Below are 17,832 nucleotides of genomic sequence, written 5' to 3'. Positions count from 1 at the left end.
CCGGGTTGGAATATAGCCGAAGGCCTGCAACCAGGCACCGCCCCGACGCGGCTTTGGCATGCATGAATCATCCGGTGTTGCCACGAGGCGTCAGCGCGTGGACCGCAGTGCCTCCACCTCGGTCGGTGAAAGCACCAGCGAGTGTCGATAGCCTGGATTGACCGCGATTCCGAATGGCGGCCGGGTGATGCTGATTGCCCAGGAGAAGCTGGTGACAAGCGAATGCTGAAAGGCGGGCTGCTCCTTGAGCCACGGGGTGACCTTGCTGGGATTGGTGAAGACCGCCAGTACCGGGAAGCCCTGCTGCGCATTGAGCGTGAGCGGCTTGAAATCAGCCGGTAGCGCGCCATTCTCCAGGCCTTTGTCCAATGGTACGGCGAGCCTGGACGCCATCAGCGCTTCAATGAGTCGCGGGCGCAGGCCAGGTTCCAATGCGGCACGAATGATCAGCTCTTCCAGTAGTGCCGTGTCCATCCTGTCTCCTAAAACATGACCGTGAATCGAGCCGCGGCGCGTATTGGAGCGATAACAAAGGTCGCAGGTCTGTTGTGGGGGCTTCGATCATTGTCCATTCGCAATGACCTGGCTTTGCGCCGTGTGATCCACTGGCTGGATCAAGCCACGCCGCGAAACGCCGCCGGCTTGATGACTTGTCAGGTGTGCAGCGCGGGCACGCGAGCCAGCACTGCCAGCACGCATGCGATAGTCGCCAGCACCACCGCCTTCCACGAGACCTGTGCAGACGCAGGCGATGAAACGCGCGGCCATGCAACAGCGCAGACGACAATCAACAGGACGGCGGCGCCCAGGTTCAGGCCAACTGCCACCAATCCGGCACGATCAACCAGAAGTTCGCGCAGCAGGAAGAAGGCGAAGGCGCCGCTGAAGCCAGTCAGTCCAATCGCAAAGATATTGCGTGGCTTCAGCTCTTTTAAATCACTTTCCATTCAATTCTCCAATGAAACGTCTCACGCGATTTCAGGGGTGTGGCCCTTGTAGCGTGTTGACTCACCGGGCAACCGGGCGCTCATAGAACAGCGAAAGAACAAGATACACCGGGTAAGCAAGCACCATGATGATGAGGCTTGCTTCATGGCGGGACGAAACTTCGGCCCAGTCCTCCATCCTGCCCGATGGACCAAGCAGGCCCAGGAGGATAAGACCAATGCCACCCAGCAGGAAGAGGGCAATCAAGGCAAACCCCCACCATGGCCAAGTTGTAATTGCTCCGCCATCAAGTAGCAAGCCGGCAAGGCCACAGACAGCAAACGCCAACCCCAGCGTAACCAGGTAGCTGCGGCAATAGGTGGCAGTCGTATCTCGTGCCTTCAGTCTGGGTGACATTCGCATTGCCGCCTGGCGCCTGGATTAAGTCGACCCGCATCCAGGTAGCGACTGGGTGCGAATAGAGCCGAATGCGTGCACTCGGGCGCCGCCCTGCTGCGGTCTCGGCTTGAATCAATTGTCAGGGCCCAACCCCCAGCGCCTTGGGCATGAAAAACTCGACCTTGCCGCATCCCTCGCAAATAAAGGTCTCAAAGGACTCGCGGTTTACCAGAAGCTCGCCCAACTCGCCCAACAGAAATGGCCACGCCCTGGTCCCCTCATGGAATTTAAGCTGGCCCATGGGCCTCATGGCAGCGTTGCAACGCAAGCAGGACGCCGGCGGATAAGGGCTGACGATGGGATCACTCGTCATGGCAGAGCCGCTTCGCGCCTTGGGGTCATAGCCACACTGCGTGCAAACGATCCAATCACCTGGAACCTGCTCACCACATGTTGGACAAATCCATTTACTCATTGATAAGCCTTGGCGCCTGAATTGAGCCGACCCGCGAAGCGGGCTCGGCTTGAACGAATTGTTAGGTCTCTCTGTTGGACAAATGCCAGTAATTGCACTTGCGGCACTCATATGGGTAAAGCTTTTTCCCGTACCTATGGAGCAATCCGCTGGCTTCGCTCTTGGCCTCACCAAGGGTGCGGTAACGAATAAGATCTTTACCGCTGCTCTTGCTTTTACATGGCTCGTTGGTTGGTGTCATGACAGCTTGGCAGAGACCTAACGTCTGAATTAAGCCGACCCGCGAAGCGGGTTCGGCTTGAATGAATTGTTAGGCCCCATTGCCGATCACCTGCAAGAGCTCGGCTTTGACGCCCGGATCTACGTTGAGCCATTTGGTAGTAGCCGCAAGCCGAAGCTCGCAGCCCTGCTCCAGCGCAGCCGCTAGGATCTGCTGGAGCCAGCGCGAGTATGACCACTCCCGAGGCCTGGGTGAGCACAAGGAGCGCCGCACCGGATCCCAGTGAACCTCCATGGCCTCGCGATAGATGTACGGAAAGGCATGAGTAGCCGGCACGACATGGAGATTTCCCCTTGTATCGATCTCTAGCTCAGCGATCATGTCGCGTTTCATGGGGCCTAACGCCTGAATTAAGCCGACCCGCGAAGCGGGTTCGGCTTGAATGAGTAAAAAGGAAGCTCCCCATCCCTGCGGATAACCGCTCGGTCTTGAAGGACCATGATGGTTCTCACCATCGGCAAATCTGGAGGAGGAGCTTCCCATGCGCACTATAACCATCGGCGTGGACTTGGCAAAACAGGTGTTTTCCGTGTGTTCCGTGGATGCCGCAGGACGCATCGCAGACCGGCGGGATCTGCGCCGCGAAGCGTTCATGCGGTGGCTGCCCAGCGTCGCTGCGGGGACGACCGTGGCGATGGAGGCGTGCAGCGGCGCCCACCACTGGGCGCGCCGCTGCCAGGACTACGGCTTGGAGCCGCGGCTGATGGCCGCCCAGTTCGTCGCGCCGTTCCGCAAGAGCCGTACGGCCAAGAACGACCGCAACGACGCCGAGGCGATCGCCACCGCCGCCCGTCAGGGCAACATGCGCTTCATTGCGGTCAAGACGGTGGATCAGCAGGTTCGATTGTCGTGGCATCGCGTGCGCGAGGGTTACAAGGTCGAGGCCTTGGCCACCGGCAATCGGCTGCGTGGCTTGCTGGCGGAGTTCGGCGTGGTGGTGGCGCAGAGCGATTCGGCGTTGCGTCGAACGTTGGCTGATCTCGATGCGCTGTCGCTGCCGTCGGCGTTGGTTGAATTACTGCGCGACGTAGATGCGCAGTGGCAGCAGCTGCGCGCCCGGATAGCGGCGGCCGACCGCCGGATCCAGGCGCACGCCCAGGCCGATGAAGCCTGCAAGCGACTGCGCGAGATCATTGGAGTCGGCCCGATCACCGCCGACGCCGTGGTCGCGACCCTCGGCTCGGCACACTCGTTCGCCAACGGCCGGCAGTTCGCGGCCTGGCTGGGCCTGGTGCCGATGCAGCATTCCAGCGGCGGGCGAACACGCTTGGGGCATATCAGCTGCCGTGGTGACGGCTACCTGCGCACGCTGTTGATCCAGGGCGCGCGCAGCAGCCTGCAACGGGCCAAGGCGGTGACGTGGGACAAGGGCACGCCGGAGCAACGCTGGATCCAGGATCTTGAGCGACGGCTGCCGTTTGGAAAAGTGCTGGTGGCCATCGCCAACAAACATGCACGCCAGCTGTGGGCGATGCTGGCGCGTGGCGAGCACTACGACGCCGAGGCATGGCTGAAGCATCCCATGGTGCAGCGGACGGCGAGCCGGCAAAGCGTATCGGAATGATCGAAACACCTTCACCGTCAGCGCGAGCAAGGTAACAACGGTTCAGACCGACCCGGAGAGAGCCTGACTAACTGTTCGGCGCCATCAGGTGCCGCGGCTGATCCCCGCGGCACCGGCAAAGCCGATGAATGAACGAGGCCTCCGGGTGCGGTTTTTACCCTGGTCCGGACCAGCGGCATTGCGTCCAACAAGACCGATTACGGAAATGCAGTCTGGCAACCGTTGAACCTGTTCAAGCCGACACGCACTACGCAACACCAAGACGAAAAATGGAGAACCAGCTGTCGCCCGAAAGCTAAAGGCAAGAGCGTTTCGTGCGCGGGGTTGACGGGGGCTTCCTTACGGAATTGTTAGGCCTCACTCCCGGCCGCTCAAATGGCCCTCGCCGTCCCGACAGTGACCCTGTCGTTCTCATGCCAGCGATAGGGTTTGGAAGGCGCTTCGAACGCGTGACTCCACTCCTCAGCACTGGGGTCCAGAACAGCGCCGTGAGTTGCACATTTGTTGCAGTAGAGCTCAAGACAAACCTGAGCGAGTGCCGTTGAATATACCGTCCACTCATGCTCGCAGGTGGCAGGATCCGCAAGCACGTAGCGCTTCAGCAAACCATGTAGGAATTTGTCCCATTTCTGACCAAGCGACATGTGAGGCCTAACGCCTGAATTAAGCCGACCCGCGAAGCGGGTTCGGCTTGAATGAATTGTTAGGGCCCTAACCCGGAAAGCTGGGCCCGGTTTGGCGAGCCTGCCACGAATCCATGTAGCTCAGCAACGAACTCGTCAATGGCTGCCGGATCGCAGCGTAGAAACACGGATGCATGCTCGTGACGGTCCGAGCGGTCCACAGGATACGTTGACTCAAATGTGGCCCAAACACCCACATGGCCGAGATTGTCCAGGCAAGTGAACTCCAGTGTGCAAGTGCCAGTACCGTCACTACCAAACTTGTAGTTGAGGCTAGACGATGACGACACCGGAAATCCCGCAAGGGCAGCGGAAAACTTCAGGTGCTCATCGTCGTTGCCCCAAGCGGAGGTGTCGGCGCGGAATAGGTCGTTCTTGATAGCGAGCCGATAGCGGGTAAGTCCGTCGCCGTCATGCTCTAAAGAACTCTCAAGACTTAGCACAGCTTGCATAGGGCCCTAACGCCTGAATTAAGCCGACCCGCGAAGCGGGTTCGGCTTGAATGAATTGTTATGCGTCGTAACGCAAACCCATGAGTGCTGGTCTACAAGCTGCCAATTCCCTGTCCGACGAGCGAACTCCCAAGTCTCCGCGACGCACCAGTCCTCGCGACGACAGTACAACAGGTTCTCGCCAGAAGAGTACCAGCGCCCCTCGACCAATGCCGGTGGATTGGCAAGCGCGGACTTGGCAAGAGACTTGAGAGCAGGGGCATCTGTCGGAGGATTGGCGAGCGACACCCAACCGGCCGGCTCCGTGGCCAAGCAGTTGTCCGAAACAACAGCGGTCTGTGGCTGTGATGCGCAGCCAGATAGGGTGAGGCAGATTGAAGCTGCGATTAGACGCATAACGCCTGAGTTAAGGCGAGCCGCGAAGCGGCTTCGCCTTGAACGAATTGTTAGGCTTATTGGCCACTGCCATTGAAGCCATGGCTTGAACGGCTGCAGTGGCCTCGCTTGAGGTCGTGAGAGTGAAGAGTAACTCTGTCTCTTCCTCGGAGCGATGCCAAGCGTACGACGAAGTTTTGAGCGCGTCAGTGTTAGGTCCTCCGGTCGCTCTAGGGCTGGCAATCAGGGGCTCCGGGGCGGACGCGACTAGGGCAGCGAAGTTGGATTGGATTTCTGCGACTGGGGCATGCTGGGCGAATACAGTACAAACGCCATCATCCCGCCAGCTAACTACGTACATTCCGTCAGGAAGGCGAATGGACCAGGCAGTGCCAGGGGAGCCCCCAAGGAAGAATTGAGACTGCTCTCCTTGAAGTACGGGCGCGCTCTGGGAGGTCATATTGGCTCTCAATTTTTCCGGAGCGTAGAAGTGCTGCATGCAGGTAGTAGCAAAGAGTGCGGTAAACGTCTCTTGCTGGGGTGGCTCGGCGGCGAAGGCACCCGATGAAAGTGCAAAAGCTGCAGTTGCCAATACTGAGATGCGCATTACTTTCCCCATAAGCCTAACGCCTGAATTAAGCCGACCCGCGAAGCGGGTTCGGCTTGAATGAATTGTTAGCTGCCAGCGAGCTTACCAACGACCGCATGCCAACTTGCCGATATAGATCTTGCCCTGAACAGTTAGCCGGGTATACCCATCTTGACCTTTAAGAACGAAGCTTGGCGGGAGGGAGGGGTCACCCGGATTTTTATAGGTGAGGTGGATGCGCTTGGCAAATTGATCGAGGTCAATCACCGTGTAGGACTGCGCCGGGAGGCTCCGAGGCCCACCCTTGCCCTGAATGAGTATGCCGCCGAGCTTCTCATAGCCAAGGAACTCAAGGTCCGCCACGGGCGAGCCAGGCGGTGCGTAAAACATACACATGGTGCTAGTAGCGGAGACAGGAAAAACGGCGAGCACTAGCACTGCTGTAACGATGAGTCGCACGAAGGCCTCCATGGCAGCTAACGCCTGAATTAAGCCGACCCGCGAAGCGGGTTCGGCTTGAATGAATTGTTAGGGCGCACCCTAGTCACCGACAAACCATATGTACGTATGTGACCGAACTGCGCCATCTAGAAGCGTCAAGATAGTTTGAAGATGCGCAAGCGCGCGAGTGTGCGCAACAGTAGAGAGCAACCCTCGCATCTCCATTGCCAGGACCGGAAGCTGCAATTGATTGAAGCAAGCATCTCCCGCAGGGTCGATGAAACGCAAGCACGTGCTGCCCGATTGGCGATAGAGCAAAGAGCTCAGGCCGGCCAATACGTCGTTGTCCTGCACAGCGCCTAGGACTTCGCCGAGCTCATCCTTCCAGTAAACGTCAATGCCCATGTGCGCCCTAACGCCTGAATTAAGCCGACCCGCGAAGCGGGTTCGGCTTGAATGAATTGTTAGGCCGCATCCCATGCAGCCCGTATGCGATTGAACTCCAGGTCTGCGATACCGTCAACGTCGTCGCATGCAAAGTATGCGATAGACAAGGCGGCGTACTGTCCGGGAAAGCGCTCGACTTGGCGCAGCGCAAACAAGCTCTCTAAGACTGACACGAGTTGCTCCGAGACAAGTTTACGGGCCAACGAGAGGATAGGTTGCGCGAGCGGATGCGGTATCCGCAGCTCAATAAGCGATAGCAATTCCGTACTCAAAGACAATGAAACCGCTTCGCCAGCAGGCGGGCGTGAAAGCTCGTCAACGACGGCGAAAGCAGCATTGGCCGAAATAGAGCATGCCTCTTCCGTGATTTCGAGCGCCCGCAGACGATCCTGATACGGAAATCTGCACTCAATACTCTCGATGAACGTCGACTCTCTCATGCGGCCTAACGCCTGAATTAAGCCGGCCCGCCCGTTCAACTGTCCGCTCGTGGCCATAACGAGGCGGGCTCGGGTTGAATGAATTGTTAGGCCACACTGCGGCTAGTCGAGCGAGCTCTGAAGCTACGAACTGCAGCGGCTATAACCAGCACTACTGCGAAAAGAGCGAATGCGCTAGCCAAGTAAAATTGCAAACTCGGGTTGCAGTTGATATCAGCCGGTGGATTGCCACCGACACATTGAACAAAAGTAGCAGTGACCAAACGAGTCCACCACCAAGCGAACCCACCGGATACCGCAGCCGAAGCAAGTGCCAGGGTGAGAATGGATTTTGAAGAGCTAAGCATCTGAAACCTCCTTGTGGGGCCTAACTTTAAGTAGATCCCAAAATCGGGATGTAGCAGGGATAGTCAGGGTTGGTGGCGGGGGCGTCAATCAGACAAAACCTACCCGCCATCAATGGCTTGCCTGATTTCCTGGCTTCGGGCGCAGGGTCATCCTTCGGGCAATTGTTTCAAAGGTGCATGGGTATGACTTATCACCCCAGGGATGAGGTGCTATCGGGTGTCGAAGGCAAGGACGCGCGTGGGCCGGGGTTGCTGGAGGCGGTGCGGGCGCGGTGTCGGGTGAAGCATTACAGCCTGCGTACGGAACGGGCCTACGTGCAATGGGCATGGCGTTTCATCCTGGCCAACGGGCGCAGGCATCCGCGGCAGATGGGGGCGATGGAGGTCGAGGCTTTCCTGTCGCGGCTGGCCACGCGCGATGATGTGGCGGCCAGCACCCAGAACCAGGCGTTGTCGGCCTTGTTGTTCCTCTATCGCGAAGTGCTGGGCATCGAACTGCCGTGGATGGAGACCGTGGTGCGGGCCAAGCGCCCGCAGAAGATGCCAACCGTATTGTCACGCGAGGAGACCCTGCGCCTGCTGGCGATGATGGACGGCCAGGTCGGGCTCATGGCGTCGCTGCTGTACGGCACCGGCATGCGCCTGATGGAATGCGTACGCCTGCGCGTGCAGGACGTGGGCTTCGATCGCAACGAGATCACCGTGCGTAATGGCAAGGGTGGCAAGGACCGTCGCGTGCCGTTGCCACGGCGCCTGCGCGAACGACTGCTCGAACAGGTGGAGCGGGTGCGCCTGGTGCATGCGCGCGACCTCGCCAGCGGAGGCGGCGAGGTCCATCTGCCGCATGCGCTGGGTCGCAAGTATCCCAATGCCGGGCGCGAGTTCTCATGGCAGTACGTGTTCCCGGCCCTGCGCGAATCGAAGGATCCGCGAACAGGCAAGGTCCGTCGCCACCACGTCGATGAAGGCATCCTGCAGCGCGCGGTGAAACGCGCACGCGAACAGGCCGGCATCGACAAGCCGGTCAGCTGCCACACGCTGCGTCATTCCTTCGCCACCCACCTGCTGGAGTCGGGCCAGGACATCCGCACGGTGCAGGAACTGATGGGCCACAAGGACGTGTCCACCACGCAGATCTACACGCATGTGCTTGGGCGCGGCGCCAACGGAGTGCTGAGCCCGCTCGACCACTGATGCATGGCGCGCGCTGCGCCGTGGTCGGTGCTGGTTTCACAAACCGCTGCCTTTGCAAATGCAATCATGAACGCCTTATCTGGCTTCATGGCGACGAATCACACATGCCCACTGCCTGGCGGATCTTTGGTCGTTGGCTGCGCCTGCGCCGGCGCATCTGGCGCTGGCAGCGCGCGGCGACACAGGGGCCGTTGCTGGCCGAGGAACCGCTGCGCGCGCAGCTGTTCAGTGCCGAACAGATGGAATGGCATGGCAAGGCTCTGGCAGGCGAGCACCGCGTGCACTCGCTGGTGCAGCCGGACCTGCTGCTCGCCCGCCTCAAGGACAACGAGGGCCTGCTCGACGATGCCAGCACCCTGCTCACCGGCATGGTCCAGGACGAAGTCCGCATCACCCCGGCCGGCGAATGGCTGCTGGACAACTACTACCTGATCGAGGAACAGGTGCGCACCGCGCGGCGCCACCTGCCCAAGGGCTACAGCCGTGAACTGCCGTCGCTGAACCGGGGTCCTTCGGCGGGCCTGCCACGCGTGTACGACCTGGCCATGGAAGCCATCGCCCATGGCGATGGTCGCATCGATGCCGAAACACTCAGCCGTTTCGTGGCCGCCTACCAGTCGGTCACGCCGCTGAAGATGGGCGAGCTGTGGGCGATCCCCATCATGTTGCGGCTGGCGCTGATCGAGAACCTGCGGCGCATGGCGGTGCGGGTGATGCGCGATGGCGTGGACCATCGCCTGGCCGGTGAATGGGCCAGCCTGTTGAACCAGACCGCCGACAACAGCCCCAAGAACGTGGTGCTGGTGGTGGCGGACATGGCGCGCTCGGAGCCGCCGGTCACCGGCGCGTTCGTGGCCGAGCTGACCCGCGGCCTGCACGGCCGCAGCGCGGCGCTGGCCATGCCGATCGGCTGGATCGAGCAGTGGATCGCCGACAGCGGGCACAGCATCGAGGAACTGGTGCACGCCGAAAGCCAGCAGCAGGCGGCCGACCAGGTCTCCATCAGCAACAGCATCGGCAGCCTGCGCTTCCTGGCCAACATGGACTGGCGCGAATTCGTCGAGACCATGAGCCTGGTCGACGGCGTGCTGCAGCAGGATCCGGCGGGCACCTACGCCAGCATGGATTTCAGCACCCGCGACGCCTACCGCCACGTGGTGGAAAAAGCCGCGCGGCAGAGCGGCGCCAGCGAGATGGAAGTGGTGACTGCCGTGCTGGGGCTGGCCCAGGCCAATGCACAGTCCCGCGACACCGCGTCCCATGTCGGTTATTACCTGGTGGACGAGGGCATTCCGCAGATGAAGGCAGCGGTGGCCGAGCTGGCCAGCGCGCGCAAACCGGTACGGCTGCGCCCGCGCCGGGTGCCGTTGCCGCTGTACCTGTTGCCGATCGGGATGATCGCCCTGGGCTTCACCTGGGCGCTGGTGGCTGAAGCCAGCGCCGACCGTTTCGACTGGGCGTGGCTGTGCGCCATCGGCCTGCTGGGACTGATTGCCTTCAGTGAACTGGGCATCGCCCTGGTCAACTGGGCGGCGACCGTGCTGGTCGCGCCCCAGCCTTTGCCGCGCATGGACTATTCCGAAGGCATTCCGTCCAGCGCCCGCACGCTGGTGGTGGTGCCCAGCATGATCGGCAGCAACGCCGGCATCGATGCGCTGGTCGAAGGCCTGGAAGTGCGCTTCCTGGCCAATCGCGACGCCCACCTGCATTTTGCCCTGCTGACCGATTTCCTCGACGCCAGCCAGCAGGAACTGCCGGGCGACCAGGCACTGGTCGACCACGCAGTGCGGCAGATCGAGCGCCTCAACGCCCGCTACGCGCCCGAACACGTCCAGCAGGGCGGCGGCGACCTGTTCTTCCTGTTCCATCGTCCGCGCCAGTGGAATGCGCGCGAGAACACCTGGATGGGCTACGAGCGCAAGCGCGGCAAGCTGGCCGCCTTGAACCGGCTGTTGCGCGGCGGCGACGGCGAAGCCTTCCTGGCCGTGTCCGGTAACACCGACGTGCTGGCCAACGTGCGCTACGTCATCACCCTGGACACCGATACGCGATTGCCGCGCGATGCGGCGCGCGAGTTCGTCGGCACCCTGGCCCATCCACTCAACCGGGCGCGCTTCGACAGCCAGAAACGCCGGGTCACGCGCGGTTACGGCATCCTGCAGCCCAGCGTGGGCACCAGCATGAGCGGGCGCATCGGTTCGCGCTACGCACGCATGTACGGCAGCGAGCCGGGCATCGATCCGTACACGCGCACGGTGTCGGACGTGTACCAGGACCTGTTCGGCGAAGGCTCCTTCGTCGGCAAGGGCATCTACGACGTTGACGCGTTCGAGCATGCGCTCGAGAACCGTTTCCCCGAGAACCAGATCCTCAGCCACGACCTGCTGGAAGGTTGCTATGCGCGTGCCGGCCTGGTCAGCGACGTGCGCCTGTTCGAGGATTATCCGGCGCGTTATGCGGCCGACGTGAAGCGCCGCTACCGCTGGATCCGCGGCGACTGGCAATTGCTGCCGTGGCTGCTGCCGTGGGTGCCGCGCCCGCAAGGCGGCGTCGAGGCCAATCCGCTGTCGTGGCTGTCGCGCGGCAAGCTGCTGGACAACCTGCGCCGCAGTCTGGTGCCGGCGGCGGCCACCGCCCTGCTGGTTATCGGCTGGACGCTGGTGCCCCAGGTGCTGGCCTGGACCCTGTGGGTGCTGTGCCTGCTGCTGCTGCCGGTGTTGCTGCCGGCGCTGCGCGAGGTGCTGACCAAGCCGATGGACATGACCCTGGAAACCCACCTGCTGCAGGTGGCCAAGTCCTGCGGCCGGCAGCTGCTGCGCGCGGCAGTCAACCTGGCCTGCCTGCCGTACGAGGCGTTCTTCAGCCTGGGCGCCATCGCCCGCACGGCCTGGCGGATGCTGGTGAGCCGTCGCCACCTGCTGCAATGGAACCCCTCCAGCGAGGTCGAGCGCAGCCTGGGCAGCGGCTACGGCGCCGAACTGCGCAGCATGTGGTTCGCGCCGGTGTTCGCGGTCGCGGTGGGCGCGTGGCTGGGCCGGGTCAATCCACTGGCGCTGTGGGTGGCCATGCCCATCCTGGTGCTGTGGCTGGGCTCGCCGCTGCTGATGGCCTGGATGGGTCGCCCGCCACGGCAACGCCAGACCGAGCTGTCGCGTCCGCAGCTGGCCTTCCTCGGCCGCCTGTCGCGCCGCACCTGGGCATTCTTCGAGACCTGGATCCGCGCCGAGGACCACTGGCTGCCACCCGACAACATCCAGGAGCATCCGCTGCTGGTGGTGGCCCGACGCACCTCGCCCACCAACATCGGCCTGTCGCTGCTGGCCAACCTGGCGGCCCATGACTTCGGCTACCTGCAGATGGGCGGGCTGATGCAACGGACCCAGCGCGTGCTGGCGACGATGGAACAACTGCCGCGCCATCGCGGCCACTTCTACAACTGGTACGACACCGAAACCCTGCAGCCGTTGCCGCCGCACTACATCTCCACGGTCGACAGCGGCAACCTGGCCGGGCACCTGCTGACCCTGCGCCAGGGCCTGCTGGCGATGCTGGACCAGCCGGTGCTGGCGCGCGCCACGTTCGATGGCCTGGCCGACACCCTGGGCGTGCTGGAAGAAAACCGGCGCGCGGCGAGCCACGCCGAACCGACCCTGGACGCGGCGCTGTCCGCGTTCGGCGAACGCCTGGAAACCGTGCGCGCGCAGCCGCCGGTGTCGTTGCGCGATGCCGAACGCGTGCTGGCCTGGCTGGCCGCGCAGGCCGCGGCCATCGCTGCCGCCTGGCCCATCCCGGCGATGCCCCCGCCCGAGGGCGAACCCGACTGGCCCGCTTCCCTGGTGCAGGCCTGCCAGGCGGCGCGCGAGGAACTGCTGTTCTTCGCGCCGTGGCTGTCCTCCCCGGATGAAGCCGCCGGTGAGCCGGCCGATGCGGTCACCAGTGGCGTGATCCCCACCTTGCGCCAACTGCGCGCGCAATCGCACAGCAGCGTCGTGCAGGGCCGCGCCCGCGCGCGCATCAACGACCTGGAACGGCTGGCGCACGTGGCCGGCCAGTACTCGCTGATGGAATACGAATTCCTCTACGACCGCAGTCGCCACCTGCTGGCGATCGGCTACAACGCCGAGGAACGGCGCCTGGACCCGGGCTATTACGACCTGCTGGCCTCCGAGGCGCGGCTGTGCAGTTTCGTGGCCATCGCCCAGGGCCAGCTGCCGCAGGAAACCTGGTTCGCGCTGGGCCGCCTGCTGACCGAGGTGGACGGCGATGCCACCCTGCTGTCGTGGAGCGGCTCGATGTTCGAGTACCTGATGCCGCAGCTGGTGATGCCCAGTTACCCGGACACCCTGCTGGACCAGACCGCCAGGCACGCGGTGGAAGCCCAGATCCATTTCGGCGCGCAACGCAACGTGCCGTGGGGCATTTCCGAATCCGGCTACAACACCGTCGATGCGCGCATGAACTACCAGTACCGCGCCTTCGGCGTGCCCGGCCTGGGCCTGAAGCGCGGGCTGGGCCAGGACCTGGTGATCGCGCCGTACGCGACCATGATGGCGCTGATGGTGGCGCCGGAAGCGGCTTGCCAGAACCTGCAGCGCCTGACCGAACTCGGTTTCGGTGGCCGCTATGGCCTGTACGAAGCGATCGACTACACCCCCAGCCGGGTGCCGCGCGGGCAGGACCATGCGGTGATCCGCTCGTTCATGGCCCATCACCAGGGCATGGGTTTCCTGGCCCTGGATTATTTGCTGCGCGACCAGCCGATGCAGAAGCGCTTCCTGGCCGATGCCGAGTTCCAGGCCACCCTGCTGCTGCTGCAGGAACGCATCCCGCGCACCGGCGTGTTCCATCCGCACGAGGCCGAGGCCAGCGCCGCCCGCGTGGCCCCGGCGACCACCGAAACCCAGTTGCGCGTGTTCGCCAATCCCAACACCGCCCGGCCCGCCCTGCAGATGCTGTCCAACGGGCGCTTCCACGGCATGCTCACCAGCGCCGGTGGCGGCTACCTGCGGCTGCGCGACCTGGCGGTCACCCGCTGGCGCGAGGATGGCACCCGCGACCACTGGGGCAGCTTCTGCTACCTGCGCGATGTCCACAGCGGCGAGTACTGGTCGGCGGCCTACCAGCCGACCTGCGTGCCGGTGGACCAGTACGAGGCGATCTTCTCCGATGCCAAGGCCGAGTTCCGTGGGCGCAAGCGCGGCTACGACTCGCACCTGGAAATCGCCATCTCGGCCGAGGACGACATCGAGCTGCGGCGCCTGACCTTGAGCAACCGTTCGCGCCGGCCGCGCACCATCGAGATCACCACCTACGCCGAAGTGGTGCTGGCGCCGGCCATCTCCGACGAGATGCACCCGGCCTTCAGCAACCTGTTCGTGCAGACCCAGATCGTGCGCGACAAGCAGGCCCTGCTGTGCACCCGGCGTCCGCGCGCGCATGACGAAGTGCCGCCGTGGATGCTGCACCTGGTGGCCGTGCATGACGCCGACATCAGCGAGATCTCCTACGAGACCGACCGCGCGCGCTTCCTCGGCCGCGGCAATACGCCGCGCAACCCGCAGGCACTGTCCGCGCAGGACGCCCTGTCGGACTCGGATGGCTCGGTGCTCGACCCCATCGTGGCGATCCGCTGCCGCATCACCCTGGCGCCCGACCAGACCTGCATCGTGGACATGGTCACCGGCATGGGCAGCGATCGCGAGGCCTGCGCGGCACTGATCGACAAGTACCGCGACCGGCGCCTGGCCGACCGCGTGTTCGACCTGGGCTGGACCCACAGCCAGGTGGTGCGCCGGCAGATCAATGCCTCGCAGGCCGATGCGCAGCTGTACGAACGACTGGCCGGGCTGATGGTGTTCGCCCATCCGTTCCTGCGTGCCGACAGTGCGGTGCTGATGCAGAACCGGCGCGGGCAGTCGGGTCTGTGGGGGCATTCGATTTCCGGCGACCTGCCCATCGTGCTGGTGCAGATTTCCGATGCGGACAACATCGAACTGGTGCGGCAGATGGTGCAGGCGCACGCCTACTGGCGCCTCAAAGGCCTCAACGTCGACCTGGTGATCTGGAACGAGGACCAGGCCGGGTATCGCCAGCAGCTGCAGGAACAGATCCTGGGCCTGGTCTCGGCCGGGCCGGAAGGCAACGTGCTCGACCGCCCCGGCGGCATCTTCGTGCGGCCGGCGCAGCAGATCTCGCTGGAAGACCGCATCCTGCTGCAGTCGGTGTCGCGGGTGATCATCAGCGACCAGCGCGGCACCCTGGCAGCGCAAGTCGGCCGGCACATGGCGCCCGAACGCACCGTGCCGCTGCTGTTCGCCGACGGTGCCCCGCCCCTGCCCGAGCCGATGGCCCCGCTTGATCCCCTGCAGGGACTGCCGCCGCCGGCCGCGCACGGCGAGGACGATCCCTGGCCGTTCGAACCGGTCGCCAACGAGTTCATCTTCGACAACGGCACCGGCGCGTTCTCGGCCGACGGCCGCGAATACGTGATCACCCTGCGCGAAGGCGAGGCCACGCCGGCGCCGTGGTCCAACGTCATGGCGAACCCGAAACTGGGCACCGTGCTCAGCGAAAGCTCGCCCGGCTACACCTGGTTCGAGAATGCGCACGAGTTCCGGCTGACGCCCTGGCACAACGACCCGGTCTCGGACACCGGCGGCGAAGCCTTCTACCTGCGCGACGAGGAAACCGGGCGGGTGTGGTCGCCGATGCCGCTGCCGCGGCGTGGCACCGGCACCTACCGCACGCGCCACGGCTTCGGCTACAGCGTGTACGAGCACGTGGAAGACGGCATCGCCAGCGAGCTGTGGGTGTACGTGGCGCTGGAAGATGCGGTGAAGTTCTCTGTGTTGAAGCTGCGCAACCTGTCCGGGCGCCCGCGCCGGCTGTCGGCGACCGGCTACGTGGAATGGGTGCTGGGCGACATCAAGGTGAAGTCGCAGATGCACGTGATCAGCGAACTGGATGGCGCCAGCAACGTGCTCACCGCGCGCAATCCGTACAACACCGAGTTCGCAGGCCGCGTCGCCTTCTTCGACGTCGAGGGCGAGGGACGCAGCTTCACCGCCGACCGCCACGAGTTCCTGGGCCGCAACGGCAGCCTGGCCCATCCCGGCGCGCTGCTGCGGGAAAAACTGTCCGGCAGGCTTGGCGTGGGCCTGGACCCGTGCACCGCGATCCAGGTCCCGATCGTGCTGGGGCCGGAGCAGGCACGCGACCTGGTGTTCCGCCTGGGCATCGGCAGCAACCACGGCGAGGCCGTGGAGCTGGCGCGGCGCACCCGCGGCATCAACGCGGCCAACGATGCATTGGACGGCGTGCGCATCCACTGGCTGGACACGCTGAGCGCGGTGCGGGTGAAGACGCCCGATGCCAGCGTCGATGCGCTGGCCAATGGCTGGCTGCTGTACCAGACCCTGGCCTGCCGCTATGTCGCACGCAGCGGCTATTACCAGTCCGGTGGCGCGTTCGGTTTCCGCGACCAGCTGCAGGACACCATGGCCACGGTGCATGCCAAGCCGGCACTGACCCGCGAGCACCTGCTGCTCAGCGCCGCCCACCAGTTCCCGCAGGGCGACGTGCTGCACTGGTGGCATCCGCCGCAGGGTCGCGGCGTGCGCACACGCTGCTCCGACGATTACCTGTGGCTGCCGCTGGCCGCCTGTCGCTACCTGCAGGTCACCGGCGACCTGTCGGTGCTGGACGAACGCGTGCGTTTCATCGAAGGGCGCCTGGTCAACCCGGACGAGGAGTCGTACTACGACCTGCCGGTCTACTCCGGCGTGCAGCAGTCGTTCTACGACCACTGCGCGCTGGCGCTGAAGCGCGGCACCGAACTGCTGGGCGAACGCGGACTGCCGTTGATCGGCACCGGCGACTGGAACGACGGCATGAATCGCGTGGGCGAAGCCGGCCGTGGCGAAAGCGTGTGGCTGGGTTTCTTCCTCTACGACGTGCTGGTGCGCTTCGGCGAAGTGGCGCTGGCGCGCGGCGACGATGCGTTCGCCGGTTACTGCGCCGAATCGGCCCAGCAGCTGCGCGGCAACCTGGAGGCGCACGCCTGGGATGGCCACTGGTACCGCCGCGCCTGGTTCGACGACGGCACGCCGCTGGGTTCCACCGAAAGCGACGAGTGCCGCATCGATTCCATTTCGCAGAGCTGGTCGGTGCTCTCGGGCGCCGCCGATCCGGCGCGTGCGAAACAGGCCATGGCCTCGCTGGACCAGTACCTGGTCAAGCGCGATGCGGGCCTGATCCAGCTGCTGGATCCGCCGTTCGACAAGACCCCGCACGACCCGGGCTACATCCGCGGCTACGTGCCCGGCGTGCGCGAGAACGGCGGTCAGTACACCCATGCGGCGGTATGGTCGGCGATGGCCTTCGCCCATCTGGGCGACCATGAAAAAGCCTGGGAACTGGCCGGCATGATCAACCCGATCCACCACGCCCAAGACTCCGCGGCCAGCGCGATCTACAAGGTCGAACCCTACGTGCTGGCGGCCGATGTCTACGGCGTGGCGCCGCATGTCGGGCGCGGCGGCTGGACCTGGTACACCGGCTCGGCCGGCTGGATGTACCGGCTGCTGACCGAATCGCTGCTGGGCCTGCACCGTGAAGGCGAACGCCTGTCGCTGCGCCCGTGCATCCCGGCGGACTGGGACGAGTACAAGCTGCAGTACCGCTACGGCGAGAGCATGTACCTGATCACCATCACCCAGGTGGACGCAGGCGAGGCGACGCTGAGCGTGGACGGTTTCGTCCAGCCTGGCTTCGGCTTCCAACTGGTCGATGACCAGTCCATCCACCATGTGCTGGCGAACTGGCCCAGGCCTGTAGTCAGCAGGCCTGTCGTGAGCAAGCCGGCGCCATGAGCGATCGCGTGCGCCTGGAGGCCGAGCTGGAGAACCTGGAGCGCATGTTGCCGCTGTGGCGCGCACGCCTGCGCCATGAGGCCCAGTTCCGGCCGCAGTTCGACGTGCTGGCGAACGAGATCCTGGAGCGCGCCGATCCGGAGGATCGCGAGCTTGCGCAGGAGCGCATCGCCGCCATGCTGGCCGCGCACCTGCCGCCCGCAAGCGAACGCCTCTGACCCGGACAGGGCGTTCACGGCCCGGCGCTGTTGCAGGAGCGACGCCAGTCGCGAAGCCAGGAAATCAGTGGCCCCTGGCGTTACGCGCTGGCCGGCGCCGCGTGCTTCGCGACTGGCGTCGCTCCTGCAAC

At 64.1% G+C, this 17,832-nt stretch carries 11 protein-coding genes; 4 read left to right on the top strand and 7 right to left on the bottom strand.

From position 1 onward, the window contains the following. Window positions 1-90: 90 nt before the first annotated feature. From DT603_RS12975 to DT603_RS12960, 4 genes are all read right to left on the bottom strand, one after another. On the bottom strand, window positions 91-474 hold the full coding sequence (locus tag DT603_RS12975) for an SseB family protein (RefSeq protein WP_162350375.1): 384 nt from the start codon (window positions 472-474) through the stop codon (window positions 91-93). Window positions 475-653: 179 nt separating this feature from the next. Next, complete coding sequence (locus tag DT603_RS12970; RefSeq protein WP_162350373.1) at window positions 654-947, bottom strand: hypothetical protein; 294 nt, start codon at window positions 945-947, stop codon at window positions 654-656. Between the two features lie 61 nt (window positions 948-1,008). Beyond that, window positions 1,009-1,344: a hypothetical protein gene (locus DT603_RS12965; RefSeq protein ID WP_162350371.1), complete on the bottom strand. Its 336-nt coding sequence runs from the start codon at window positions 1,342-1,344 to the stop codon at window positions 1,009-1,011. Window positions 1,345-2,111: 767 nt separating this feature from the next. Further along, the gene (locus DT603_RS12960) at window positions 2,112-2,414 is read right to left on the bottom strand and encodes a hypothetical protein (protein WP_162350369.1); all 303 of its coding nucleotides are present in this window, start codon (window positions 2,412-2,414) and stop codon (window positions 2,112-2,114) included. A 148-nt stretch (window positions 2,415-2,562) separates the two neighbouring features. On the opposite strand from DT603_RS12960, the gene DT603_RS12955 reads away from it, so the two are divergent. Beyond that, window positions 2,563-3,645, top strand: coding sequence for an IS110 family RNA-guided transposase (locus DT603_RS12955; protein ID WP_162350367.1), 1,083 nt, complete (start codon window positions 2,563-2,565; stop codon window positions 3,643-3,645). Window positions 3,646-5,186: 1,541 nt separating this feature from the next. On the opposite strand, the gene DT603_RS16325 is transcribed toward DT603_RS12955, so the two are convergent. The 3 genes from DT603_RS16325 to DT603_RS12945 form a co-directional block, all read right to left on the bottom strand. Then, window positions 5,187-5,762: an NMCC_0638 family (lipo)protein gene (locus DT603_RS16325; RefSeq protein ID WP_425500978.1), complete on the bottom strand. Its 576-nt coding sequence runs from the start codon at window positions 5,760-5,762 to the stop codon at window positions 5,187-5,189. A gap of 84 nt (window positions 5,763-5,846) precedes the next feature. Continuing rightward, window positions 5,847-6,134, bottom strand: coding sequence for a hypothetical protein (locus DT603_RS12950; protein ID WP_162350365.1), 288 nt, complete (start codon window positions 6,132-6,134; stop codon window positions 5,847-5,849). A 515-nt stretch (window positions 6,135-6,649) separates the two neighbouring features. Next, on the bottom strand, window positions 6,650-7,072 hold the full coding sequence (locus tag DT603_RS12945) for a hypothetical protein (RefSeq protein ID WP_162350363.1): 423 nt from the start codon (window positions 7,070-7,072) through the stop codon (window positions 6,650-6,652). A 530-nt stretch (window positions 7,073-7,602) separates the two neighbouring features. Between DT603_RS12945 and DT603_RS12940 the strand changes: the two genes are divergently transcribed. The 3 genes from DT603_RS12940 (at window position 7,603) to DT603_RS12930 (ending at window position 17,701) form a co-directional block, all read left to right on the top strand. Then, window positions 7,603-8,613 carry an integron integrase gene (locus DT603_RS12940; protein ID WP_162350362.1) on the top strand — a complete coding sequence of 337 codons (1,011 nt, stop codon included), beginning with the start codon at window positions 7,603-7,605 and terminating at the stop codon, window positions 8,611-8,613. Window positions 8,614-8,717: 104 nt separating this feature from the next. Further along, the gene (locus tag DT603_RS12935; protein ID WP_211368433.1) at window positions 8,718-17,483 is read left to right on the top strand and encodes a GH36-type glycosyl hydrolase domain-containing protein; all 8,766 of its coding nucleotides are present in this window, start codon (window positions 8,718-8,720) and stop codon (window positions 17,481-17,483) included. Next, complete coding sequence (locus DT603_RS12930) at window positions 17,480-17,701, top strand: hypothetical protein (protein ID WP_162350360.1); 222 nt, start codon at window positions 17,480-17,482, stop codon at window positions 17,699-17,701. The genes DT603_RS12935 and DT603_RS12930 overlap by 4 nt, the downstream gene beginning before the upstream one ends. Window positions 17,702-17,832: the final 131 nt, after the last annotated feature.

The sequence above is a fragment of the Pseudoxanthomonas gei genome, from assembly GCF_010119615.1.
Taxonomy (GTDB): domain Bacteria; phylum Pseudomonadota; class Gammaproteobacteria; order Xanthomonadales; family Xanthomonadaceae; genus Pseudoxanthomonas_A; species Pseudoxanthomonas_A gei.
The sequence above is the reverse complement of the archived record's forward strand: the minus strand, read 5'-3'. Positions and strand labels throughout refer to the sequence as shown.

Excerpts from the sequence above, each read along its gene's own strand:
- DT603_RS12975 (WP_162350375.1), bottom strand. The coding sequence starts at position 474 with ATGGACACGGCACTACTGGAAGAGCTGATCATTCGTGCCGCATTGGAA.
- DT603_RS12970 (WP_162350373.1), bottom strand. The coding sequence starts at position 947 with ATGGAAAGTGATTTAAAAGAGCTGAAGCCACGCAATATCTTTGCGATT.
- DT603_RS12965 (WP_162350371.1), bottom strand. The coding sequence starts at position 1,344 with ATGTCACCCAGACTGAAGGCACGAGATACGACTGCCACCTATTGCCGC.
- DT603_RS12960 (WP_162350369.1), bottom strand. The coding sequence starts at position 2,414 with ATGAAACGCGACATGATCGCTGAGCTAGAGATCGATACAAGGGGAAAT.
- DT603_RS12955 (WP_162350367.1), top strand. The coding sequence starts at position 2,563 with ATGCGCACTATAACCATCGGCGTGGACTTGGCAAAACAGGTGTTTTCC.
- DT603_RS16325 (WP_425500978.1), bottom strand. The coding sequence starts at position 5,762 with ATGCGCATCTCAGTATTGGCAACTGCAGCTTTTGCACTTTCATCGGGT.
- DT603_RS12950 (WP_162350365.1), bottom strand. The coding sequence starts at position 6,134 with ATGTTTTACGCACCGCCTGGCTCGCCCGTGGCGGACCTTGAGTTCCTT.
- DT603_RS12945 (WP_162350363.1), bottom strand. The coding sequence starts at position 7,072 with ATGAGAGAGTCGACGTTCATCGAGAGTATTGAGTGCAGATTTCCGTAT.
- DT603_RS12940 (WP_162350362.1), top strand. The coding sequence starts at position 7,603 with ATGACTTATCACCCCAGGGATGAGGTGCTATCGGGTGTCGAAGGCAAG.
- DT603_RS12935 (WP_211368433.1), top strand. The coding sequence starts at position 8,718 with ATGCCCACTGCCTGGCGGATCTTTGGTCGTTGGCTGCGCCTGCGCCGG.
- DT603_RS12930 (WP_162350360.1), top strand. The coding sequence starts at position 17,480 with ATGAGCGATCGCGTGCGCCTGGAGGCCGAGCTGGAGAACCTGGAGCGC.